Genomic DNA, 24,384 nt, shown 5'->3' on the forward strand with positions numbered 1-24,384 from the left:
ATGTCTGCATCAATTCTTTATTTAGACGATTGACTTAAATGGTAGAGCGCTGTGCAACGACAGAAAAAAATCAAAGTATGTCAAAACATATCTTTCATGCTATCTACGTTGACAATATCTATATTGTCTGCTCAGAACAGTCATGCTTTAACTGTACCGAGCGTGGGCACATCAATTCAAAATGTGGCGTATGCCAGTTATTTTGATGCCAATAGCAATCAACAACAATCTGTGTCAAATGCTGTAGAAGTCAATGTTTCTGCACTATATGCGATTACACTAACCAATCCACCGATACTAGAGACTGAACCCAATACACGGGTGATTTGGGCAAATACATTATCTAACAATAGTAATGCACCTGTTCAAGTTCAAATTGAAGCACTTGCAATAAGTGCGTTTAACAATACAAAAATTTATATTGATTCAAATAAAGATGGTCAATTTGATTCAACAGACCAAGAGTTAGTGACCTCTGTTGCCTTACAAATTGGACAAAGTGTAAATTTATGGGTGGTCGCCACCACGAGTTCTGATCTCACTGAAGGGCAACAATTTAATTTACCGATTAAAGCCACAGTGGTTGAAGACAACCAAGTTACAGCAACAGCCACGGACAGTGCTGTGAGTTATGGCGCAAACTTAATTGCAAGCGTCACTGTACAGCAGGCAACCTTCACCCCATCTGCAACAGCAAATTTTGATTTAAATTACACCTTAAATGTGACCAACGACAGTAAGCAAACTGCCAAACCCATTGATGTGATGGTAGATGGTCAATTACAAAAAATGGTGTTGTTGGTGGATGACTTGCCTCCCAATACGACATTTAAATCTGCTTCAGCTCAAAATGCTCAAGCCAAGCTTTTATATAAGCTGACCAGCAATACATACAGTACAGTTGCACCCAATGATTTGACACAAATTAGCCAGCTTGTGGTGGGTTTTCCACAAATTGCAGCCAATAGTTCAGAACAAGTCAATCTTGTGGTGACAATGAATAATAACATTGCCCAAACCACGATTAAAAATAGTTATAAAGTTGCTTATGCCATAGGGGATCGCCAAAAAGATGCGGTCTCTAATGTTGCAAATACAGTGGTAACAGGTTCGACCCAAATTTCCAATACATCCAGTAATTTTAAAAATGTATTAGCCACTGGAAGTGTAAATAACGCATTAAATATTGAAGCGAAAAATGCGAGCTGTAATATTAGCCGTGATGTGGTTGACCGCGTAAAAATTCGATTAAAGTCGAGTAAAACAGGTGATATTGAAGATGTGCTGGGTGTAGAAACTGGAGTGAATACAGGCGTCTTTCATTATAGTTTGCCAACAACATTGGCGAATACAGGCATTCCGTATGATGCTGTATTACAAACCGTTAAACGAGATCAAGTGAATGTCAGTTTAACCGATTGTATTGATGCACAAGGACAGTCCACAGAAAGTATTGCTGATGTTAATACCAATGTCTTGATTGATCCATATGGCATTGTATTTGATGCAAAAACAGGATTGCCTGTGGCTGGTGCAACAGTTACTTTGTTAGATCAAAGTGGTCAACCTGTGGCTGATGGCGTTGCATTTAAAACAAATATTGAAACAGGCGATTTAATTTCAATTCCAGCCACACAAGTCACCAATAGCGCAGGCGAATTTGTTTATCCGCTTGTACAGGCGGGTACATACAGTTTAGTGGTAGATACCAAAACCATCTCTGGTAGTACCAGTTATACATTTGTCAGTGATCGCAATGTTTACCCAAGTTTTTCTGCAGATAAAGCCGTAGATTTAAACTGGTCTTATGCTGGACAATTTACATTAAATCATGGTGATCCTGCGCTAAATATTGATATTCCAATTGACCCTGTACTTTCAGCTGCCAATGCATCGTTATTTGTGAAAAAAGCAGCATCAAGTAAAACAGCAGAAGTTGGTGAATTTGAAGAATATACCGTAACAGTTGCCAACCGTGGGACAGCAGATTCAACTGATGTGGCAATCACTGATACGTTGCCAAGAGGCTTTATTTACATGCAAGGGTCAATGCGTGTAGATGGTAGTAAAGTTGCAGACCCAGTCGGTGGTAAAGGACCTTATTTAAAATTGGGATTAGGGACTTTAACACCAAATAAAGAAGTTAAAGTACAGTACCGTGTTTATATTGGCCCGAATGCATTAAATGGGGATGGCATTAACCGTGTCCGTGCGAAAGATGCTCAAGGGACAGCGTCGAATGAAGCCATGGCTGCAGTGGAAGTGATTCCTGGTGCATTGATTTCAGATGGCTTTATCATTGGTAAAATATTTAATGACTGTAATAACAATGGTGTGCAAGATGTCGGTGAAATAGGTGTCCCAGAGGTAAGACTGTATCTTGAAGATGGCAGTTATGTAATTACAGACAGCGAAGGTAAATATGACTTTTATGGGATTAGTGCAAAAACGCACGTTTTAAAAGTTGACCGTACCAGTTTACCTGCATCATCACAATTAAGTGTAATCAGTAATCGTCAAGCTGGTGATCCAAACAGTCGTTTTATTGATCTAAAACGTGGTGAATTACATCGTGCAGATTTTGCTTTGGTCGATGATACTTTGACATGTTCACAATCTTTAAAAGAGCGAATATTAGCGCGTAAAAAGAAAATCGAGCATGACAATACCAACTTAGAGCAAATTTTACGCTCGGATTTAACACAAGACCCAATTTTTTCTAAGGTCAGTGATGTTCGTGGGCAGCCAGCCAGTGGATGTATTTCAGCACAAGGGTTTGCAGCCAATTGTAATCTTGATTTTTCTAAAGAACAGCGTGACAACATTAAACATGTAGAGCTGACACCTCAAACATTGACTGCACCACATCATGTGGTCAATGAACCTCAAGCAGCTGAAAAATCAGTCAATTTGGAAACAGCATTAGAACAGGCAAGCAACAATCAATTAGAAATATTGAATCTAAAAGACCAACAAATCTTGGCATACCCGCAAACATCAGTGCAACTGAAAGGGGTAATGGGCACATATCTTGAATTATGGGTGAATGGTCAACAAATCCCAGAAAAACGAATTGGTAAACGTGCAGTGTTACCAAGCTCGCAGGTATATGGCTTAGATTTTATTGGTATTGATCTGCAAGTAGGTCGTAATACCATTGAAGCACGTCAAGTGGACCAAATGGGGAATATCCGAGACAGCAAACGCATTGACGTGGTTGCGCCTGATCAATTGGATAAATTACAGCTTGAACCAAACAAAACATCAGTACAAGCCAACGGTTATGACCGTTTGAATGTGGTATTAAATCTTGTGGATCGTCATGGTACGCCAATCTCTAGTCGTACACCCATTACCTTAGACAGTTCCATTGGTAAGATTGATCTTGTTGATGTCGATCCTAAACAAGCAGGTGTGCAAGTTTTTGTGGAAGGCGGTCGATTAGTTGTCCCGATTATTGCGCCAATTGAAGCAGGTGAAGGAATTTTATCGGTAGAAAGTGGTATTTTTCATGCCAGTACGCCGATACGCTTTTTACCTGATTTACGACCAATTATTGCGGTCGGCTTGGTTGAAGGCTCAGTCAATTTTAAAAAATTTGATCCAAAAGGTGCAGGTTTAAATGCATCAAATGATGGTTTTGAAGAAGAGCTCAGTGAGATTTCATCATCAAATCAGGGGCAGCGTACCACCAATGGGCGAGCAGCACTTTTTTTAAAAGGTCAGGTGAAGGGCGATTATTTACTGACTTTAGCCTATGACTCAGACAAAGATAAAAACCAGCGTTTGTTCCGTGATATACGCCCAGATGAATATTATCCGGTGTATGGTGATTCTGCGACGAAAGGGTTTGATGCGCAATCGACCAGTAAACTGTATGTACGTGTCGATAAAGGCCGTTCATATGCCATGTATGGGGATTATGTGACACGGACTGAAAATGATGAAGGTTTGTCTTTAGGGCAATATAACCGATCTTTGACAGGGCTTCGTAGTGCCGTTGAAACAGATCAATATAAAGTGACTGCATTTGCTGCAAGTACCAATACCCAACAAGTGGTGAATGAACAACGTGCGATTGGTATTTCAGGACCTTACAGTTTAGGCGGTATGTCGGTTGAAGACATTCGTGACAACAGTGAAAAAGTTGAGATTATCACGCGTGATCGGAATAATGCTGGACTGATTATTGCTCGAACTACATTAAGCCGATTTACCGATTATGAAGTGGATTCTTTTAGTAACAGTATTTATTTAAAAGAACCTGTTTCAAGCGTCGATGCCGATTTAAATCCTGTTTATTTACGGGTTACGGTGGAGTCTGACCAAGGGGGTGAAAAATACCTTGTGGGTGGTGTATCAGGCTCAATGAAAATCAATAAGCAAAGCAAAGTCGGCGCATCTTATGTCAAAAGTGACAACCCACTGACACAAGATCAGTTGGCAAGCATAAACACAGTGGTTAAATTTGCCAATGATCAAGGTAAGTTTATTGCAGAATATGCACGTTCAGAAAATATATACAGCGACTTTACTAGCAGTACACAAAGTCGAGTGCAACCCGATGCATCAGGCAAATTATCAGGGGATGCAGCACGTGTTGAATTAACTTATGCTTATAAAGATTTAGATTTAAAGCTTTACCATAATCAAGCGGATATTGGCTTTTATAATTTAGCTGCACCTGTCACTGCTGGTCGTAAAGAAAGTGGCTTTAAAGCCCGTATGCAAGTTCATAAAGTTGGCTTGGCTAAACTTGAAGCTATTCGAACAGAAGACCAATTAAGTGGTGTCAATCAAGGCATGTCTGCCAGTATTGAACGTGCAATCAATCGAATTATTGCGCTTGAGCTGGGGCTGAAATACTATGATACATCAGCCATACAGGGTTTATTAAGCACAGCACCGATCAGTAATTATCATGGTGTGACCTTGAGAACGAGAGTGACCAGCCAGTTGCCTTGGCAGGGTTCAAATGTGTTTGCTGAATATGAGCAAGATATTGTTACAACGGATCGCCGTAATGTTGCTTTAGGTGCCAATTATCAAATTAACTCTAAACTCAGAGCATATGGTCGTCACGAGTTGGTATCAAGTTTAAATAGTTTATATGATTTAAACAGCAATCAACGTCAAAATGTCACCGTGTTTGGTATTGATAGTAAATACAACAACAACGGTACAGCATTTAGTGAATACCGAGTACGTGATGCAATTAGTGCACGTGAAGCCGAAGCGGCATTAGGTTTACGTAACCGTTGGGAGCTTGAAAAAGGCGTTTATGCCAATGCAAGCTTTGAGAAAACCAAAGCACTCTCGAATACCAATAACAGCAATTCAGAAAGTACAGCGGCATCTTTGGGGCTCGAATACCTCAAAAATCCAAATTGGAAAACTGTGGCGCGGCTAGAAGCGCGTTGGTCAGACCAAGCCAACACTTTACTCAATACGCTCGGATTGGCTTATAAATATTCAGAAGATGTCACTTTATTGGCCAAAAATATTTTAAGCCATACAGACAGCAAAAATACAAGCAGTGGAGACCGTTTGGTTGATCGCTTTCAGTTGGGGCTTGCTTATCGTGAAACTGAGCAGAATCGCTTTGATGCATTATCCAAAGTTGAGTATCGTTATGATCGTAACCAAACTGATTTAAATAATCCGTATTTAAAACATGTTTACATTTTATCAAATCATGTAAATTATCATCCCACTAAAGATTGGACCATCTCAGGTCAATATGCTGTTAAAAATGTGAATACCACGTTTTCAGGATTAGAATCTAGTGGAATGACGCATATGCTCAGCGCACGCACGATGTACGATATTAATGATCGATGGGATGCAGGCATTCATGCAGGTGCATTGTGGTCTAATGTAAGCTCAGGACAGCGTATTTTGTTGGGTGCAGAAGTTGGTTATTTGGTGGCTGCAAACTTATGGGTTTCTGCAGGATATAACTTTTCAGGATATAAAGATGACGATTTAATCGAAAGTAATACTACCTTACAAGGTGCTTATGTTCGTTTTAGATTTAAGTTTGATGAAGACATCTTTAAAAAATACCAAAACTAGGCTGCTATTGATACATATTTAAAAAAATAGCTAGGTGAATTGATGCGATATAATCATTCAAAAGTTGATTAAATTGCAACAACGATTCTGATGTCATCGATGATGATGTGAATCGGAAGCAGTTGGTTTAAGTTATTGTTTTTCAAATTTAACATTTACTTTTCATATTTGATCAGTAAAGTATATTGAGTCATCAACGTGAGATTATAAAGTAATGTATTTTTGGAATACCAAAGCTTTAGCCCATGAATTATCAAATAATACGCTAGATAAAAAGCATTATAAAAACTATTACTTGGTGACAGCAGTTTTGGTGACCCTTGTATATTATTATGGAATGTATTCCCCATATATTGATCTACGGGTAATTGGTGTTGAAAGCATTATTACAATCACGATTATTGTATTTGGAATTCAACGCGCATATCAGGCCAATGGTGGTGATCAAGGACAACATTTTTTAGGACGAATTACCGCACTTTCTTTTCCTATTTTGGTTCAAACAACCGTTGCAGGGGTAGTATTTGGACTGATTTTATTGGGATTGTATTATATGCTGAACCTCTATGGCACAGCATTTGATGATTGGTATGAATGGTGTATTTCAGCATTTACTATTTTCTTGCAAGTCTTATTTTTTACTCGGTTGGTATTTTATATGAAACGAGTTGCTATACATCAAATTTAACGTAAAGCTGTCTAGAGACAGCTTTTTTTATATACCAAATTATTCAATAAAATAATGTGCTGCAAAATGTGCATCATTACCAATGACATCAAATACATCTTCGCGTAATGACAAACCAGCACATGTATCACCAACCATCCATAAACCTAAGGTGGGCAACATACCTTGGTGTAATGGTGTATCGACCCAGCGCTGCATTACATAGCCTGCTTGATCATAATCTTGGAAATAAAAACTTCCTGATGCCTCACCACAATCTAGATTATCTTGAATAATACGGATATTCGCACCTTCACGAGATAAGATAGGTTTACGAACCCATTTGCCAGCATAGTTTGCATGTGGATCAAACGCATGTGATTCTACAAGCAGTGGGTGATGTGGAAAGTGTTTCCAGAGTTCAACTAAAATGGCTTTATTGGACAGTAACATTTTCCAGCATGGCTCTATCCATTCATTTTGCTGTTGAATATGCTTAGAAAATGGCTCATTCCAAATCCATTCCCAAGGATACAATTTGAATAGGTGTTTTATTGTTTGGTCAGTAAGATCGACGAAGTTTTCACCATCCCAACCGATGTTTTCGATGGCAAGTTCACTGACGTTTAAACCTGCTTGAAAAGCAGTATCCATCAAGTATTCTAAATTTCCCCAATCTTCACGTCCTGCTGCTTGAGACGCTGCAAAATGTACAGTGGTTTGAGGGGTATAAAGTAATTTCCATTGTTCAATAAGTGCTTCATGAATCCGATTAAATTGATCGCGATGAGGAATATTTTTAACTTGCTCAATCCACAACCACTGCGCAACAGATGCCTCAAGTAATCCTGTTGGCGTGTCTGCATTATATTCCAACATTTTGATGGCTTCACCGTCATAGGCAAAATCAAAACGTCCATAAAGCGTTGGCGCTTTGTTTTTAAAGGTTTGTTCAATTGAGGAAATGGCTTCTTTTGGAAGCTGAAAATAGTTGGGATAATTACCACGTTGAATCATATCAGTCACAACATGGAGACACATTTGGTGGAGCTCATTCGATGCATCTTCAAGTTGCTCAATTTGCTTTAAAGTAAACTCATAAGCAACTCCTTCAGACCAATAAAGTGAACCATCTCGTGAAGGAAGATTAAAGTAATCAAACCCAATCTCTGTATGTGCGGTTTGCCACTGCTCTCGTTTTGGTAATATGACTCGTTTCATGGTTTATCCACCACCTGAGCCTGAGCTTGGATGTGTACTGACTGTATTGCCAAAACCACGACGTGCAATCGGTTTTGATTTTGCATTTGGGTTAATTGTTTTAGAAATAATAGGATTACCTTGCTGATGTCTGCCAGTTGCTTTAACCACTCTACCCAAATAGCGTACTCGGCGAATGTTTTGATAATATTGTGGTCCAATATAGGTGCTTTGACCACTCCATCCGCCTGAGTATGAAGTCGATTGTTTTTCACATAAATCAGGGTGCCAGTCTTGTTGGCAGCTGTACTGATTGTCATAAACATCTTGTAAAAGTACATTATTTTGACTACATGCAGTTAACAGGAGTGGAACAACAACAAGCGACAACTTTTTGGTTCGCATATGCTCAAAGCCCCTAGAGATATATTCAATTTAAATAAATATTAAAAATTATAAAATACCTATCTTATTTGTACGCCATAATAAAGTACAGTCAGAAATCAGCTTTAATTTGAGAATTTTATGCGTGTACACATTGTTTCAAATATCGGATATCTGTATTTGCTTGGCATTATCCTTGTTGATGTTTTAATGATGTTTTTTTTGACGCAATCTAATGGCTTTACCAATCATAAAGCGACCATATTGAGTTTAATTTGCTATGCCATTACCTTTGTATTTGCAGGAATGGCACTAAAGTATTTACCGACAGGTATTGTTTATGCATTATGGGGTGGGTTAGGGACCATTGATTGTGTGGTGGTTTCGCACTTTTTCCTTGGACAAAAGTTAACTACGCCAGCTTATCTTGGGATTGGTTTTATTGTGATTGGTGTTGTTATTCTTGAGTTTTTTTCTGAAAGTTCAAGTTAGGCAGAGATTGATAGAAAGGCGACATGGTATAAAGTGAATGGGAAATTCAACCAAATGAGTAGCTTTTCATCATAGTTGACCATACGCCCTAGACACTAAATTGTAGCTGATCATGTTCAAAGTGATTAACATCACATTATTTATGTAAAGTTGATTGCTTTTATAGCGTTTAACCTATACAGTAGCTTTTATTGAATACGCAGACGCGTTTCAGAAAAAATTTAATGTATTTGTTTTTTAATTGGCAACTTTCAGACAGTATTCACTATTACGAAAATAGCGCATATGTTTAAGTGCGCATGAATTGGTATAAATTGGAAAAGATTGTAAACCGTATAGCTATCGCCATAAATGGCGATGAAATTAATGTAAAAATTATCCCGAATGAAAAGCGACAAAATACTTCAGCTGGTGTGATCAGTGTTGAAGTTGGTAAAAAAGTTCTTTTAGAGTCCGGCCAAGAAGTCAGCTTAAATTTAGATGGAAAAAGTTTTTACACCGCATTGAATCAAATGTATAAGTTAATTTAATTCATAAAGACAGTATTACCGCTGTATTTTTACCCACTAGAATTTTGTTTCTTCAGTATATTTATTACGCAGTATCTATTAAAAGTTCTACGTTACTAAGTTGAGATTTCAATCTTCTAGTTTTTACTAGAAAGAGGACATAAATATGTCAAATGTACAAACTGGTGTTGTTAAATGGTTTAACGATACAAAAGGTTTCGGATTTATTCAAACTCAAGATGGCCAAGATCTATTTGCTCATTTTAAAAACATTAAATCTGATGGCTTCAAAAGCCTAGCTGAAGGTCAACATGTAGAATTTACTGTTGCTCAAGGCCAAAAAGGATTACAAGCTGAGAATATCGTTCCATTATAATTGGTCTGATTTAATCGCTTTAAAAACCCATTAACACCAGTTAGTGGGTTTTTTTATGTCTAAGCGTTTTAAATGCTATAGATAAATACATTTTTAATAAAAATAAATAGATACATATAAGTAAAGTTGTAATCTAAATTCAAATAGATATAAATTTGAGTGATATGAAGCATTCCAGTCATTTAAAAGGATTGATCTAATCTTAAATGACTGGTGAATAGAGCATTAGTCTAATTGGTGTAAATGATCTCCCACCACATGAAACAAACGTTCTAAGTCTTCAATTTTGCTGTTAAACATTGGGCCAAACTGAATCGTATCGCCACTGCATCGCGTATAGAATCCAGCTTCCCAAAGTTTAATACCCATTTCATAGGGGCGGATTGTTGGATCACCATCTCGAGGCTCGATTTGTAATGCACCAATTAAGCCACAGTTTCGTATATCAGTGATGTGCGAAGTACCTTTTAACTGATGAATCAGTTGCTCAAATTGAGGTGCTAAATTTTTAGCCTGATCAATTAACTGTTCTTGTTTGAGTAGTTCAAGCGTTGCCAAAGCTGCTGCACAAGCCACTGGATGGGCAGAGTAGGTATAACCGTGTGCAAATTCAGCCATATGTTGAGGAGTATCTTGTTCCATGAAGGCATTATATATTTCTGAACTTGCAACAACACCACCTAATGGAATTGAGCCATTGGTGACTTGCTTTGCGAAATTTAAAATATCAGGTGTTACATCAAAATATTCTGCAGCTGTCCAATGTCCAAGCCGCCCAAAGCCAGTAATGACTTCATCAAAAATTAATAAGATATCATGCTGATCACAAATTTCTCGTAATCGTTTTAAATACCCTTGTGGTGGAACAATCGCACCTGCTGAGCCCGATACAGGCTCAATAATGACCGCAGCAATATTTGATGCATCATGCAGTTCAATCAGTTTAAGCATTTCATTGGCCAGCTCAATGCCACCAGTTTCAGCCATACCGCGAGTGAATAGGCAGTCTTTTTGTAAGGTATGGCTTAAATGATCGACATCTAAAAATTGTCCAAACATTTTTCGGTTACCACCGATGCCACCTAAACTGGTACCTGCCAAATTCACACCATGGTAGCCTTTCATGCGACCAATAAATTTGGTTTTGCTAGGTTTACCTTGAATCCGCCAATATGCTTTGGCCATTTTGACAGCAGTATCTGCACATTCAGAACCAGAATTAGTAAAAAACACATGATTTAATTTTTCAGGCATCAATTCGACAATTTTGTCTGCCAATGCAAAAGATAAAGGATGGGCATGCTGAAAAGCAGGCGAGTAATCTAAAGTCGAAAGTTGCTTAGAGACAGCTTGTTGGATCTCATCTCTAGTATGGCCTGCGCCACAGGTCCATAAACCTGATAAAGAGTCGTAGATGGTTCTTCCTGTGTGATCGACCAAGTGATGATTTTTTGCTGAAACAATAACACGTGGGTCTTGTCTAAAACCACGGTTGCTGCTAAATGGCATCCAATGGACAGTGGAGTACGGAGCATTTTCTGACATGGCATTTTCCTTGTGCTTAATTGTCCTTATTTAAAAACTATCCTTTTTTATATAAGAATACAATATAACCGTAACAGTATTGCTTATAAGTGGTTGGATGGTGTTGTTGATCTGATATAAAACTTACTTATCATCCATACATTAGAATGTAGGTCTGTCCTTTAGAATATTCTTGTAAGTCATTTAGTTAGTTGATATGAGAGATTAGTAAAATTGACTCAAACACAGGTTATGCATATCCAAATATTATTTAAGTAGTAGTTGGTTTTTTGATGAAAAAGTTACTGACCAAAGAGATTAACGCTGAGATACTACATAAAATAAAACAAATAACTATGCCTGTTAACATATCTTGTTTTAATCCTAAGAGGGGTCCAAAAATTGCGATGCCAACTGCACCACCTAATTGGCGTAATGTATTAAAACCTGCAGATATACTTCCATGTAATGTGCTTACACTTCCATGTAACACCTGTGAGGTAAGTATTGGAACGATTAAGCCTGAAGATAAACCAATTATAGGTAAAACCACAAACAAGATAGTTTCATTCAATTTAAAATACAAACTCATCACAATAATGAGTATGCTCAATAAAATAAAGCAGTTTGCTATTTGCAAGGTCTTTAAGTCACCATATTTTTTACTCATTTTATGAGAATAAAGATTACCTATGACAACGAACCCCGTAAAAGGTAGAAAAGCGATACCGCTATATAATATTGATAATTTAAGATATCCAAAATAATAATATGTTAGGGTAAATAAAATTCCATAAAACATGAAGTTAAACAGAAAACCTTGTAGAGATGTTATTAATATATTTAAGTTTTTATAAATTTGGATTGGCAAAAGTGGGTTAGCAATTTTTCTTTCATAAATAATAAATGTACTAATAGTTATAAAAAAAATTAAAAACGATGTTTGAACTATATAGCTTGTCAATCCGAGGTTAGGTAATTCAACAAAAAAGAAAATAAGACAGGCTAACGAAGAAGATAGAAGTATTTGACCTAAAAAGTCAAATTTGAATTTAAAGTTTGGCTTTTCTTTAGGGAAGTAAAAAAAGATATAGATTAAAATTGGAAGACATATAAAAATATTAATGAAAAAAATTGAATACCAATCAAATATACTAATTAAAACACCACCTAAAAAAGGACCCATAGCGAGTCCTAATCCTCCTGCAGCGGCCCAATATGAAATAATGAGTTTTCTATCTTGCTCTAAAATACCTCTAGTCGCTAATTTTAAACTACTAGGTAATATTAAGGCGGCACCAATACCTTGTAAGACTCTAAATCCATTTAAAAAGTTTATGGTATGGGACAATCCGCATCCTACTGATGAGAAAGCAAATATGAATAAACCAATTAAAAAAATATTTTTAATACCAAAAAAATCAGTAAGTGCTCCAGCACCTAAAAGTATAGCCGCAAAAGAAATCGTATAACCATTAATGATCCATTCTATTGCATATCTAGAAGTTCTAAAGCTATGTTCAATAATAGGTAAAGCTAAATTAACAATGGTAGTATCTAAAAAAATTAGAAAGATGCTTATTAATGAGCAACCTAAAGCGAGTTTGTGATGTGTTGCTTTCCAAATCAATTAACAGCTCCCGAATTAAGTCGATAACTTCCATTTAAGTCAATAACTGTTATCAGGTTAACGACTTTTAATTCAATTAATATAATCACTCAATAGAAGACGCTTCTATTTACTTGTAATAATTTCACTTATGAATTCTTTATGAAAGAACCATGAGCAATGGCATCGTATTGTAAGAATATACTCACAATTGCTTTAAAAATATTCTTATGATGTTTTATCAACCATTTGTTAAAAATATCTTAAAATTCAAATATGTAATTCTGCTATATTTATGAGTGAAGGTGTTTTTGAAAATTATTGATATAAATCAAATTTTTAATATTAGTAAATAATTTGACATGCTTACTCTTGGCTTAATTGCGCAAAATACGCTAAATCAATAAAAATAGATTTTGAAATTGAAGATTCTCACCGTCACTTTGCACAATAATAAGACTTTAATCAAAAAATTATAATAGGTTATGAGATACAGTGTTGTGCATTTTAAAATGAATTAAACAGCTTAAAGAGGTGAAGGGTAAGTTTAATAAATGATGCAATAATCTCAAACATGGGAATGAAGAAAATTACTTCTTTTATTGCTTGTTAGTGTTTAGCGGTTAGTCTTTTAAGCACCTATACTTTTTAAATTGAAATTTATTATTTTATTGATGTTTTGATATTCTCTGAAAATAAAAGGCTGATATAACTTTGGTATATCAGCCTTTGTTCCTATCATCCGAAGAATGTTAGGAGGGATGTTTTAGGTTGTGTAATACATGATGCTACCAGCTCAACGCACCGCCAGTTTGGTAATCAGTGACACGTGTTTCAAAGAAGTTTTTCTCTTTACGTAAATCCATCATTTCAGACATCCATTGGAATGGATTAGTCACGCCTTTATACTGCTCAGGTAAACCAAGCTGTGCTAAACGACGGTTACAGATGAATTTCAAATATTCTTCCATCATGGCAGCATTCATACCAAGTACACCGCGTGGCATCGTGTCACGTGCATATTCGATTTCTAAAATAGTACCTTCAAGAATCATTTGAATCACTTCTTGTTGGAACTCTGCAGTCCAAAGATGCGGATTTTCAATTTTGATTTGGTTGATCATATCAATACCAAAATTCACATGCATAGATTCATCACGTAAAATGTATTGGAATTGCTCTGCAACACCATTCATTTTATTACGACGACCCATACTCAAAATTTGAGTAAAGCCACAGTAGAAGAAGATCCCTTCAAGTACACAATAAAATGCAATTAAATTACGTAGTAATTCTTGATCTGTTTCAGGCGTACCTGTGGTGAATTTTGGATCACCTAAAGCCTGTGTATACTTTAAACCCCATGCTGCTTTACGTGCGACAGAGGGTACTTCACGGTACATGTTAAAGACTTCGCCTTCATCCATTCCCAATGATTCAATACAATATTGATAAGCATGGGTGTGAATAGCTTCTTCAAAGCCTTGACGTAAAATATATTGACGGCATTCAGGGTTGGTAATCAAACGATAAATCGCAAGTACCAAGTTATTTGCAACCAATGAATCTGCAGTTGAAAAGAAGCCAAGTGAACGCATAATGATGGTACGTTCATCATCTGTTAAGCCATTTTCAGACTTCCATAATGCAATATCATGGTTCATGTTAACTTCTTGTGGCATCCAATGGTTTGCACAGCCATCTAGATATTTCTGCCACGCCCATTCATATTTAAATGGAACCAATTGGTTCAAGTCTGCACGACAGTTGATCATTGCTTTATCGTCAACTTGCACACGACCTGCACCCATTTCAAGTTCTTCAAGACCTGGAGCAACATCTAAATGTTTTAAAGATTCTGTGGCTCGAACCAATGAATCGGTTTGATCATTTGTGCTGGTTCCACTTGTTCCAACATACCCAGAATGGTCAGTGTTCTTCTGCGCTGGTTTCGGGTCAGATACCACTTTTTGTTCAGACGCTTCTTTCTGTTGGACGGTCTCAGGTTTGGACTCTGGAGTCTGTTTTTTCGAATCATCGTCAAAATCGTCCCAACTTAGGATAGACATAGTTAATCTCTCTTCGTTGTGTTTATCTTTAAAAAAACATCTTTTAAAAGGAGATGTCTTTACTATACGCTGATTTTATTGAAGCAAAAATACATGCTGTGTTTTTACTTTGAAAATCGATATATCAAACATGAAAATGGGTCAATTTCCTCACCCATTGTCAGTGTATGTATGATTAAGACGAACATGAATGAACGTCTTAATGCATGGATTAAAATATTATTGGCATGCTTCGCAATCAGGATTGTCAATTGAGCATGCAGCAGGGACTGGCGCTGCTTGAGCAAAACCATCTTCTACAGTTTCTTTTTTCGCAGGCGCAGCTTGTGGTGCAGCAGGTGCAGAGGTGTTTTTCACTGCGTTTAAAGCGCCTGTATTAATGGTTGATTTCTCAGTTGACGTTGCACCAAGTGCTCGTAGGTAATACGTTGTTTTTAGACCACGTAACCATGCCATTTTATAAGTTAAATCAAGTTTTTTACCATTGGCTGCGCCAATATATAAGTTCAGTGATTGTGCTTGATCAATCCATTTTTGACGGCGTGATGCTGCATCAACAATCCAACGCGGTTCAATTTCAAATGCAGTTGCAAATAGACCTTTAATGTCGTCAGGAATACGTGCAATTTTTTCTACGGAACCTTCATAGTGTTTAAGATCATTCACCATGACTACATCCCATAGATCACGTTCTTTTAAGGTACGAACGAGGTATGGGTTGATGATTGTAAACTCACCAGATAAGTTTGATTTCACATAGAGGTTTTGGAACGTCGGTTCAATCGATTGCGACACACCACAAATGTTTGAGATGGTTGCAGTCGGTGCAATCGCCATCACATTTGAGTTACGCATACCATCTTTTTGTACTTTTTGACGTAAAGTATCCCAGTCTAGACGTTGCGTACGATCAACTTCAAACATGTTTGCAGGACGTGATTTGGCAACAATATCTAATGAGTCAATTGGTAAGATGCCTTGATCCCATAGTGAGCCTTTAAACGTAGAATACACACCACGTTCTAATGCTAAATCACTTGATTCTTGAATGGCAAAATAACTGATTGCTTCCATTGATGCATCGGCAAATTCAACCGCTGCGTTTGAACCATAAGCAATATTCATTTCATATAAGGCATCTTGGAAGCCCATGATCCCCATGCCCACAGGGCGGTGTTTCATGTTTGAATTTTTAGCTTGTGGTACAGCGTAGTAGTTAATATCAATCACGTTATCTAACATACGAACAGCTACTTTAATGGTGCGTTCGAGTTTCGCTTGGTCAAGCTTGCCATTGGTAATATGGCGCACTAAGTTAATTGAACCTAAGTTACATACTGCAATTTCATCTTTGCTTGTATTTAAAGTGATTTCAGTACATAGGTTTGATGAATGTACTACACCAACATGCTGTTGTGGTGAACGCAAGTTACATACATCTTTAAATGTGATCCATGGATGACCTGTTTCAAATAGCATTGATAACATTTTGCGCCATAAATCTTTTGCTTGTATTTTTTTGTGCAACAGATTCTGTTCTTTAGCAATGCTTTCATAATATGCATAGCGTGTAGCAAAAGCTTCACCAGTTAAATCATGCAAATCAGGTGTTTCAGACGGTGTAAAGAGTGTCCATTCACCATCTTCAATCACACGTTGCATAAATAGGTCAGGAACCCAGTTTGCTGTGTTCATGTCATGGGTACGACGACGGTCATCACCTGTATTTTTACGAAGCTCTAAAAATTCTTCAATATCTAAATGCCAAGTTTCAAGGTAAGCACATACAGCACCTTTACGTTTACCACCTTGGTTTACCGCAACAGCAGTATCGTTTGCCACTTTTAAGAAGGGTACAACACCTTGTGATTTACCATTGGTGCCTTTGATATATGAGTTCAACGCACGTACAGGCGTCCAGTCATTACCTAAGCCGCCAGCCCATTTTGAGAGCATTGCGTTATCACGAATGGCACCGTAAATATCGAATAAGTCATCATCAATGGTGGTTAAATAACAGCTTGAAAGTTGCGGACGTAATGTACCTGAGTTAAATAGCGTTGGTGTTGATGCCATGTAGTCAAAGCTTGACAATAAGTTATAAAACTCAATTGCACGTGCTTCACGATCTTGTTCATTCAGGGCTAAGCCCATTGAAACACGCATAAAGAACAATTGCGGTAGTTCAAAACGGACGCCATTAGAGTGAATGAAGTAGCGATCAAATAAAGTCTGTAAACCTAAATAAGTAAATTGGTTTGAACGTTCAGGTTGAATCGCTTGAGACAGCTTTTCTAAGTCAAAGTTCAGTAATTCAGGTGAAAGAAGTTCTAACTCTGCACCTTTTTTCAAATATGCTTCTAAGGCATCTGCTTCAGACGTATTGCTATCTAAACCTAAAAACTCAAGACCAGTTTTTACAAGTTCATTGCGTAATAAGCGCGCAGTAACATAGGTATAATTTGGCTCATACTCAATACGGGTACGTGTTGCCATAATCATTGTGGTTGAAATGTCGCTGACTTTCACGCCGTTGTATAAGTTTTTAACGGTTTCTTCAACAATCGCATCAACATCAATACCCACTAAATCTGTTGCTGCTTTTTCAATTTCTGTTTTTAGTTCAGCTAAATTTAACGGCTGTAATTGACCATTTTTATCGGTAATTTGTAATGTCGGATGATGGTGTTCATTTAAGTTTTGGCGTGCATTGGTACGTTGATCACGATAAATCACATAAGCACGAGCAACACGTTGTTCGCCTTCACGCATGAGCGCAAGTTCAACTTGGTCTTGGATCTCTTCAATATGAATAGTGCCACCAGACGGTAAACGGCGCTTAAATGTGCCGACAACTACTTCTGTTAACTGTGTGATTTGATCATGTATACGACTTGAGTCGATACTTTGCTGACCTTCTACCGCTAAAAATGCTTTGCCAATTGCTACTGAGATTTTTTCAGCATCAAAAGGTGCAACATCGCCATTGCGCTTGATGACTTGTAGTTGCCCTGGGGTTGATGAGATTACGCTCATGTCAGCTTAGCTCCATTGTTTCTCTAGTTATGTTTATAAACCGCGTATGAATAATCAATATGGGAAGAAAACACAATATTTAGTAGATAAAAAAAATTTAGACACAAGATACGGGATTTTTTATTGAAGATCAATCTTGACTTTTTTATATTTGTTGTCGGTAAAAAACTTTATGTAAGCAATGTAAATGGTGTTTTTTAGAAGTTTGCATAGCATAGCAAAAAGCGTTCAAAAGGGCATGGGATAATACTGTGGATAACTCATTTTAAAAGAAATTATTGGCTTTTTTTTGTCACAAAAGAGAGGTTTCGTTTGTTTTTTAGGCTTATTTTGCCCAAGGATGTGATTGTAAAAAGTTGTATATGATTGATTGGTTTTTTTCTTAGGTTTGACATGCTTTGATGAATAATTTCAATGATTGAATCACAGCAAATCATAATGAGACACTGAAACTCGATTGAGTTTCAGCGTCGCATATATATGATCAATTAAGAAACAACATCGCCAGGTTGTGCGTGCTCATCTGGCGAAATGATAGACAAGTTTTTACCTTGACCTGCACAAAGCACCATGCCATTTGAAATACCAAAACGCATTTTACGCGGTGCAAGATTAGCAACCACCACCACAAGCTTTTGAACAAGCGCTTCAGGAGCATATCGCTCACGTATACCACTGAAAATTTGACGAGGTTCTGCTTCACCAAGATCAACAGTGAGTTGCAATAGCTTATCTGAACCATCAACTGTTTGAGCGGCCAATACTCTTCCAACACGCAAGTTAATTTTGCTAAAGTCATCAATTGAAATGACATCTTGTGCAGGAGTAGCGTCCTTAACAGCAGCTTTTTTGGTCTTGGTTTTTTCAGGTGCAGCAGGTTCTTGTGCTGTGGTTAAGGAGTCTTTTGATTGTTCAATCATTTGCTCAATTGCTTTTTTATCGACACGTTGCATTAGCGGTGTAAATTTACAAATTGGATGATTAACCAATATTTGTGTTCTTGATGCAAAGTTAAAATCTTCAAGATTAAAGAAGGCCTGAACATCATTTGCAAGTTGAGGTAGAACAGGGGCCAAATATACGGCCAATTGACGGAATAAGTTTAATCCAACAGAACAGACGTCATGGACTTGTTGTTCGTTGCCTTCAATTTTTGCCAATGCCCATGGTTTCTTCTCATCAATATATTGGTTGGCTTGATCAGCCAATGCCATAATTTGACGAATTGCTGTGCTAAATTCACGCGCTTCATAAGCTTGAATAATACTTTGTCCTGCATCAATAAACTGTGTCACTAATTCAGGTTCAGCACATTGTGCGGATAAGGTGTCATTAAAGCTGCTGTTGATGAATTTTGCACAACGGCTCGCAATATTCACGACTTTGCCTACCAAGTCAGAATTCACTTTTTGTGAAAAATCTTCAAGGTTTAAATCTGAGTCCTCAACTTTATTAGAGAGTTTTGATGCAAAGTAATAACGTAATTGCTCAGGATTTAAATTGGCAGTATATGTTGAAGCATTAATAAATGTACCACGTGATTTAGACATCTTTTGACCATTTACGGTTAAAAAGCCATTCACAGATAATGTGGTCGGGGTGCGATAACCTGCACCTTCTAACATTGCAGGCCAAAACAATGCATGGAAGTAGACAATATCTTTGCCGATGAAATGATACACTTCCGCAGTACTGTCTTTTTTCCAATAGTCATTAAAGCTTAAATCTGGGCGTTTGCTCTGAATATAGTTTTCAAAACTTGACATATAACCGACAGGTGCATCCACCCATACATAGAAAAATTTATTTGGTGCATCTGGAATTTCAAAGCCAAAATATGGTGCATCACGAGAAATATCCCAATCAGCTAAACCTGCTTCAAACCATTCATCTAATTTGTTGGCAATAGACACAGGTAAACGGCCTGCGTCACGTGTCCATTGTTGTAAATACTGCTCAAAATGCGGCAATTTAAAGAAATAATGGTCAGATGATTTATGGATCGGGGTTGCATCACTTAAAGTTGAGCGTGGATCAAGTAATTCAGTGGCATTATATGTGGTACCACATGCTTCACATGAATCACCATATTGATCTTCTGTTTTACATTTCGGGCATGTGCCTTTAATAAAACGATCAGATAAAAAGAGGTTTTTCTTTGGATCAAAAAGTTGTGTAACAGGGCGAACATCAATATGGCCTGCTTCACGGTTTTTTATATAAATTTCTTGAACACGGTTTTTATTGGTGTCGCTATGGGTTGAATCATAATGATCAAACGCAATATTAAATGCGGCAAAATCAGCTTCATGTTCTTTTTGCATGGCAGCAATATGCATTTCAGGACGTATGCCATCTTTCTCGGCACGTAGCATAATGGCTGTACCGTGAGCATCATCTGCACATACATATGTTACGTCATGACCCATTGAACGCATTGCACGTACCCAAATATCCGCTTGGATATAACCTAGAATATGACCTAGGTGAATTGAGCCATTGGCATAAGGTAGAGCATTGGTAACGAGTATTTTGCGCACAGACATGATTCTCTCAGTGGTTTTTTACAAGATAATGATTTTACCTGAGTTATGAAATGATTGCATAATGGAATGTCTAAATTGCAGGTAAAAGATGACTTTTCCGCTCAAGCTTAACAATTTGAAGCTTGAAGCAGTTTTTTGGTGAGGTTGGGTTGAAAGCGATTCAATCTTGAATGTAAACACATTGTATCAATATGCATTTTTTAGTAATAAAGACTCACAAAAATAATGAATTAGAGTAGGTTATAAGATGAAGCGAAATAATTAGATTTATGTGATTTAAATAAGGAAAATAACATGACAGACAACAGCAAAATTGACGAACTCAAGAACAAAGCATCTGATATTTCTGATCAAACAGCAGAAAAAGCAAAAGAAGCACATGCAAAAGGCGAAGAACATGTTGAACATTTAAAACATGAAGCGCAAGAAGCTAAAGAAAAAGGTCAGGAAAAATTTGAAGATTTTAAAGATGATGCAGCAGAGAAAAAAGACTCTCTACAATCTTCAATCAGTGAAAAAGTAGAAGAAGCTAAAGAAAAAGCTGTAGAAGTAAAAGACAGTATTAGCGAAAAATTTGATGATCTAAAAAATGCAGCTAAACAGAAAATCGATGATTTGAAAAAATAATCGTGTGTTTTGAGCTGTAAAAATCAAAAAAGCCGTTTGTTCTCTGTAATATCATCATTACAATGAGCAAGCGGCTTTTTTAAGTCTGTAACTTTAATATATTTATGCTGAAAAAGGATTCATTATGTCGTGGCTGTCTTCATTAAAATCGGTGTTTTCACCTGCGCAAGGGGTCAATGAAGAAGACATACAGCATGTGTTACAGCATTATGCTTTGCCATCGGGCGCACTGCTAAAAGATCGGATGGTTGAAATACAGCTCACTGAGCGCCGTATGCAACTGACTATCAATACCCAGCCTGAAGAGTCTAAAATCCTGCAACAGATTCATGATGAATTGGTGGCATTGCTCTTGCCACATGGCGTGGAAGAGTTAAATTTGCATATTGTTCAGCAAAAAAGAACATCAAAACCACCTGTTCCGCCAACAGTAGATGCCAGTGCAGGATCATCACGTAAAGCAGTTCCACAACAAGCTGAAATTGCCAGTCATCCACGTATTCAAGACATTATTGTGGTTGCATCAGGCAAAGGTGGGGTAGGTAAGTCAACGACTACAGTCAATTTAGCATTGGCACTTCAAAAATTAGGAAAAAAAGTTGGGGTATTGGATGCCGATATTTATGGTCCAAGTATTCCAACCATGCTTGGCAATGCAGGGCAAACGCCCCTTATTGAAAATGAACATTTTGTGCCGCTTGAAGCACATGGCTTAGCTATTTTATCGATTGGCCATTTAATCGGTGCACATAATACGCCCGTGGCTTGGCGTGGACCGAAAGCCACAGGCGCCCTAATGCAATTGTTTAATCAGACATTATGGCCAGATTTAGATATTTTATTGATTGATTTGCCACCAGGGACAGGTGATATACAACTGACGTTAGCGCAACGTATTCCAGTGACAGGTGCTGTTATTGTGACCACCCCACAAAATGTCGCTTTACTTGACGCTGTAAAAGGGATTGAACTATTTAATCGGGTGTCTATTCCAATACTTGGTGTGATTGAAAATATGTCAACACATGTTTGTTCACACTGTGGGACTGAAGAACATATTTTTGGACAAGGTGGTGGCGATGAGTTATCAGCGCAATATAATATTCCACTTCTTGGTCATTTACCGCTTTTGGCAAGTATTCGACAACAAGCAGATTTAGGGCAGCCTAGCGTATTAGTACAAGATCAAGCACATGACCGATATCTTGATATTGCTGAGAAGACTTTAAAACAGTTAAAGCAAGTTCCTCAACGTGTGCGTGATCAAAATCGTATTTTTTAAATTAACAACGGCTGTTTGCGTCTTGGCGTAAATGGCCCATCATACTGAGCGTCATTCGATATGAATGATTCTCTTGTTGGTGATGACAGTACTTAAAACTGCCAATATAGCCACGAGGTAATCCAGTGTCGGATTGAAAAACGATTAAATTTTTATGCAAGCTGCCTTGCCATGTCAGTGTGCCATACTGTAAATCTTGAGCAAAAAAATAAAGTCTTTGTTCTGTCGCATCGGCTTGTCGGTTCTTGTTGCGGTCTTCAACCAATAAAAGACCATGTTGCCATGTATTTTTGTTTAAACAGTCTCTGCCATTTTGACTCGGGCAAAGGAGTACATCATGATGATAGAGCTGTGTAGCTTGCTTTGCATGAGAAACAGCAATTTTAATCAGATGCATACTGTCTTTCTTTTCTTGTTCTGCTTTAAATATAGCGAAAGAGGGAGTTGCTAATGCCGTAATGATGGCAATCAATGCAATGACAACAGTTAACTCAATCCATGTTAAACCTGATGAAAAATGTAATCGCATACGTTTTAAATAGGGTGAAATAAATGTGATTATAATCACATTTATTTTGCTGTATTATTAATAATTAGACATAAAGCATGATGGTGTTATCAATAGCTTGATAATTACTCATCATTTTGCTGCATTAATTCTAAAGCACGTTGGTACGCCACTTTCTTTTTAATGCCAAATAAGTCTGTAGCAACTTGAGCTGCGGCTTTTACAGATAAATCTTGAAGAAGACGTTGCATAATTTCATCTAATTTAGCATCTGTGACATCTGTAATATCTGTTTTGCCTGCTACAACCAAGACAATCTCACCTTTTTGTTGGTGATGATCTTGTTCAACAAACTCAATTAATTGGTGTAATGGCATTTTTTTAATGGTTTCGAATGTTTTAGTAATTTCTCGTGCAAAACCAATATAGCGGTCTGCACCGAATACCGATGCCATATCTTTGAGAGAGGCTAAAATACGGTGTGGTGCTTCGTAAAAAATTAATGTTTGTGTTTCATGCTTAAGCCGCTCTAATTCAGCAATACGCTGCGTAGACTTAGAAGGTAAAAATCCTTGAAAGCTGAAACGGTCACTAGGTAGACCGACCGCGCTCAAGGCTGCTATTGCAGCACATGCACCAGGTACAGGCGTCACTTTAATATCATGTGCTTGGGCTGCGCGTACCAGTTTAAATCCAGGATCGCTGATTAACGGTGTACCTGCATCACTAATTAAAGCAATACTTTGCCCAGCAATCATTTTTTCAATTAAAGTTTCAATTTTATGTGATTCATTATGATCGTGACAGGCAGTGAGCGGTGTTTGAATATTAAAATGCTTTAACAGCTGTATAGATTGGCGTGTGTCTTCTGCGGCAATTAAATCGACAGATTTTAATGTTTCAATCGCACGAAATGACATATCATCTAAATGCCCAATGGGTGTAGCAACAACAAATAATTGAGCAGTCATTATGATATCGTCCATAGAAAATGTAAGGTATAGTCTACCTGATTTTAAATCAGAATTGGCAAAGGATGTTGTATTGCAACATGGACCAAAGCGATTGATGGTGATTTAAATGACGCTTGGGCAATGGGGTGAGCGTGTTGCACAATTACATGTACAACAGCATGGTTTTGAGCTTTTAGTTGCTAATTACCATGCCCGTTATGGTGAAATTGATCTGATTATTCAAAAAGAATCTTTGTTGGTATTTGTAGAGGTGAAAGTCCGCAGCAGTACTCGTTATGGAGCGGCTTGTGAAATGGTCTCACCATCAAAGCAACAAAAAATCATTCAAACCGCCATGGTATTTCTACAAGAAAATGAGCAATATCATAATTATGATTTAAGGTTTGATGTAATCAGTATTCAAATGAAGCAACATGTTGCAAAAATAATACAGCAAGATTTTTCATCACTCACTTATGATCTAGCGTGGATTGAGCATGCATTCATGCTTTGATGCAAAGTCAATA

The 24,384-nt window shown here is 37.4% G+C and carries 17 protein-coding genes; 8 read left to right on the forward strand and 9 right to left on the reverse strand.

Annotation, left to right across the window (positions count from 1 at the left end; genetic code table 11):
* The first annotated feature begins 96 nt into the window (after window positions 1-96).
* Together CFY84_RS00300 and CFY84_RS00305 are read left to right on the forward strand one after the other, a co-directional pair.
* Complete coding sequence (locus CFY84_RS00300) at window positions 97-6,075, forward strand: SdrD B-like domain-containing protein (protein ID WP_171289005.1); 5,979 nt, start codon at window positions 97-99, stop codon at window positions 6,073-6,075.
* Between the two features lie 214 nt (window positions 6,076-6,289).
* Window positions 6,290-6,763, forward strand: coding sequence for a hypothetical protein (locus CFY84_RS00305; protein WP_088822164.1), 474 nt, complete (start codon window positions 6,290-6,292; stop codon window positions 6,761-6,763).
* A 39-nt stretch (window positions 6,764-6,802) separates the two neighbouring features.
* Here the strand turns inward: CFY84_RS00305 and CFY84_RS00310 are convergent, their stop codons facing one another.
* Window positions 6,803-7,963 (reverse strand): glutathionylspermidine synthase family protein, encoded by a 1,161-nt coding sequence (locus CFY84_RS00310; RefSeq protein ID WP_088822165.1) that lies wholly within the window; start codon window positions 7,961-7,963, stop codon window positions 6,803-6,805.
* A gap of 3 nt (window positions 7,964-7,966) precedes the next feature.
* Entirely contained in the window at window positions 7,967-8,347 is a 381-nt protein-coding gene (locus CFY84_RS00315) for a hypothetical protein (RefSeq protein ID WP_088822166.1), read from the reverse strand.
* 120 nt (window positions 8,348-8,467) lie between these two features.
* Here CFY84_RS00315 and CFY84_RS00320 point away from each other — a divergent pair, with 120 nt between their 5' ends.
* The 3 genes from CFY84_RS00320 (at window position 8,468) to CFY84_RS00330 (ending at window position 9,703) form a co-directional block, all read left to right on the forward strand.
* The gene (locus CFY84_RS00320; protein ID WP_088822167.1) at window positions 8,468-8,818 is read left to right on the forward strand and encodes a DMT family transporter; all 351 of its coding nucleotides are present in this window, start codon (window positions 8,468-8,470) and stop codon (window positions 8,816-8,818) included.
* Between the two features lie 299 nt (window positions 8,819-9,117).
* Window positions 9,118-9,348 (forward strand): transposase, encoded by a 231-nt coding sequence (locus CFY84_RS00325; protein WP_088822168.1) that lies wholly within the window; start codon window positions 9,118-9,120, stop codon window positions 9,346-9,348.
* A gap of 145 nt (window positions 9,349-9,493) precedes the next feature.
* Window positions 9,494-9,703: a cold-shock protein gene (locus tag CFY84_RS00330; protein WP_088822169.1), complete on the forward strand. Its 210-nt coding sequence runs from the start codon at window positions 9,494-9,496 to the stop codon at window positions 9,701-9,703.
* A 225-nt stretch (window positions 9,704-9,928) separates the two neighbouring features.
* On the opposite strand, the gene CFY84_RS00335 is transcribed toward CFY84_RS00330, so the two are convergent.
* The 5 genes from CFY84_RS00335 to metG form a co-directional block, all read right to left on the reverse strand.
* Complete coding sequence (locus tag CFY84_RS00335) at window positions 9,929-11,248, reverse strand: aspartate aminotransferase family protein (RefSeq protein WP_088822170.1); 1,320 nt, start codon at window positions 11,246-11,248, stop codon at window positions 9,929-9,931.
* Window positions 11,249-11,498: 250 nt separating this feature from the next.
* Window positions 11,499-12,857, reverse strand: coding sequence for an MFS transporter (locus CFY84_RS00340; protein ID WP_088822171.1), 1,359 nt, complete (start codon window positions 12,855-12,857; stop codon window positions 11,499-11,501).
* A gap of 767 nt (window positions 12,858-13,624) precedes the next feature.
* Window positions 13,625-14,905: a ribonucleotide-diphosphate reductase subunit beta gene (locus CFY84_RS00345; RefSeq protein WP_088822172.1), complete on the reverse strand. Its 1,281-nt coding sequence runs from the start codon at window positions 14,903-14,905 to the stop codon at window positions 13,625-13,627.
* 219 nt (window positions 14,906-15,124) lie between these two features.
* A complete protein-coding gene (locus CFY84_RS00350) occupies window positions 15,125-17,941 on the reverse strand; it encodes a ribonucleoside-diphosphate reductase subunit alpha (protein ID WP_088822173.1) in 2,817 nt (938 codons plus the stop codon).
* A 488-nt stretch (window positions 17,942-18,429) separates the two neighbouring features.
* Window positions 18,430-20,481, reverse strand: coding sequence for a methionine--tRNA ligase (gene metG, locus CFY84_RS00355; RefSeq protein ID WP_088823341.1), 2,052 nt, complete (start codon window positions 20,479-20,481; stop codon window positions 18,430-18,432).
* A 300-nt stretch (window positions 20,482-20,781) separates the two neighbouring features.
* Between metG and CFY84_RS00360 the strand changes: the two genes are divergently transcribed.
* Together CFY84_RS00360 and apbC are read left to right on the forward strand one after the other, a co-directional pair.
* Window positions 20,782-21,114, forward strand: coding sequence for a hypothetical protein (locus CFY84_RS00360; protein ID WP_088822174.1), 333 nt, complete (start codon window positions 20,782-20,784; stop codon window positions 21,112-21,114).
* A gap of 124 nt (window positions 21,115-21,238) precedes the next feature.
* Window positions 21,239-22,396 (forward strand): iron-sulfur cluster carrier protein ApbC, encoded by a 1,158-nt coding sequence (apbC, locus tag CFY84_RS00365; protein ID WP_088822175.1) that lies wholly within the window; start codon window positions 21,239-21,241, stop codon window positions 22,394-22,396.
* A gap of 1 nt (window position 22,397) precedes the next feature.
* On the opposite strand, the gene CFY84_RS00370 is transcribed toward apbC, so the two are convergent.
* Both CFY84_RS00370 and rsmI read right to left on the reverse strand, forming a co-directional pair.
* Window positions 22,398-22,964 carry a GspH/FimT family pseudopilin gene (locus tag CFY84_RS00370; protein WP_143218743.1) on the reverse strand — a complete coding sequence of 189 codons (567 nt, stop codon included), beginning with the start codon at window positions 22,962-22,964 and terminating at the stop codon, window positions 22,398-22,400.
* Between the two features lie 65 nt (window positions 22,965-23,029).
* Window positions 23,030-23,875, reverse strand: coding sequence for a 16S rRNA (cytidine(1402)-2'-O)-methyltransferase (gene rsmI, locus CFY84_RS00375; protein ID WP_088822177.1), 846 nt, complete (start codon window positions 23,873-23,875; stop codon window positions 23,030-23,032).
* 109 nt (window positions 23,876-23,984) lie between these two features.
* On the opposite strand from rsmI, the gene CFY84_RS00380 reads away from it, so the two are divergent.
* Complete coding sequence (locus CFY84_RS00380; RefSeq protein WP_088822178.1) at window positions 23,985-24,371, forward strand: YraN family protein; 387 nt, start codon at window positions 23,985-23,987, stop codon at window positions 24,369-24,371.
* Window positions 24,372-24,384 lie beyond the last annotated feature (13 nt).

The organism is Acinetobacter apis, assembly GCF_900197575.1.
GTDB classification, from domain to species: domain Bacteria; phylum Pseudomonadota; class Gammaproteobacteria; order Pseudomonadales; family Moraxellaceae; genus Acinetobacter; species Acinetobacter apis.

Coding starts and splice junctions, on each gene's coding strand:
- CFY84_RS00330 (WP_088822169.1), top strand. CDS start 9,494: ATGTCAAATGTACAAACTGGTGTTGTTAAATGGTTTAACGATACAAAA.
- CFY84_RS00310 (WP_088822165.1), bottom strand. CDS start 7,963: ATGAAACGAGTCATATTACCAAAACGAGAGCAGTGGCAAACCGCACAT.
- CFY84_RS00325 (WP_088822168.1), top strand. CDS start 9,118: ATGAATTGGTATAAATTGGAAAAGATTGTAAACCGTATAGCTATCGCC.
- CFY84_RS00350 (WP_088822173.1), bottom strand. CDS start 17,941: ATGAGCGTAATCTCATCAACCCCAGGGCAACTACAAGTCATCAAGCGC.
- CFY84_RS00315 (WP_088822166.1), bottom strand. CDS start 8,347: ATGCGAACCAAAAAGTTGTCGCTTGTTGTTGTTCCACTCCTGTTAACT.
- CFY84_RS00360 (WP_088822174.1), top strand. CDS start 20,782: ATGACAGACAACAGCAAAATTGACGAACTCAAGAACAAAGCATCTGAT.
- CFY84_RS00300 (WP_171289005.1), top strand. CDS start 97: ATGCTATCTACGTTGACAATATCTATATTGTCTGCTCAGAACAGTCAT.
- CFY84_RS00345 (WP_088822172.1), bottom strand. CDS start 14,905: ATGTCTATCCTAAGTTGGGACGATTTTGACGATGATTCGAAAAAACAG.
- CFY84_RS00320 (WP_088822167.1), top strand. CDS start 8,468: ATGCGTGTACACATTGTTTCAAATATCGGATATCTGTATTTGCTTGGC.
- CFY84_RS00335 (WP_088822170.1), bottom strand. CDS start 11,248: ATGTCAGAAAATGCTCCGTACTCCACTGTCCATTGGATGCCATTTAGC.
- CFY84_RS00305 (WP_088822164.1), top strand. CDS start 6,290: ATGTATTTTTGGAATACCAAAGCTTTAGCCCATGAATTATCAAATAAT.
- apbC (WP_088822175.1), top strand. CDS start 21,239: ATGTCGTGGCTGTCTTCATTAAAATCGGTGTTTTCACCTGCGCAAGGG.
- rsmI (WP_088822177.1), bottom strand. CDS start 23,875: ATGACTGCTCAATTATTTGTTGTTGCTACACCCATTGGGCATTTAGAT.
- CFY84_RS00380 (WP_088822178.1), top strand. CDS start 23,985: ATGACGCTTGGGCAATGGGGTGAGCGTGTTGCACAATTACATGTACAA.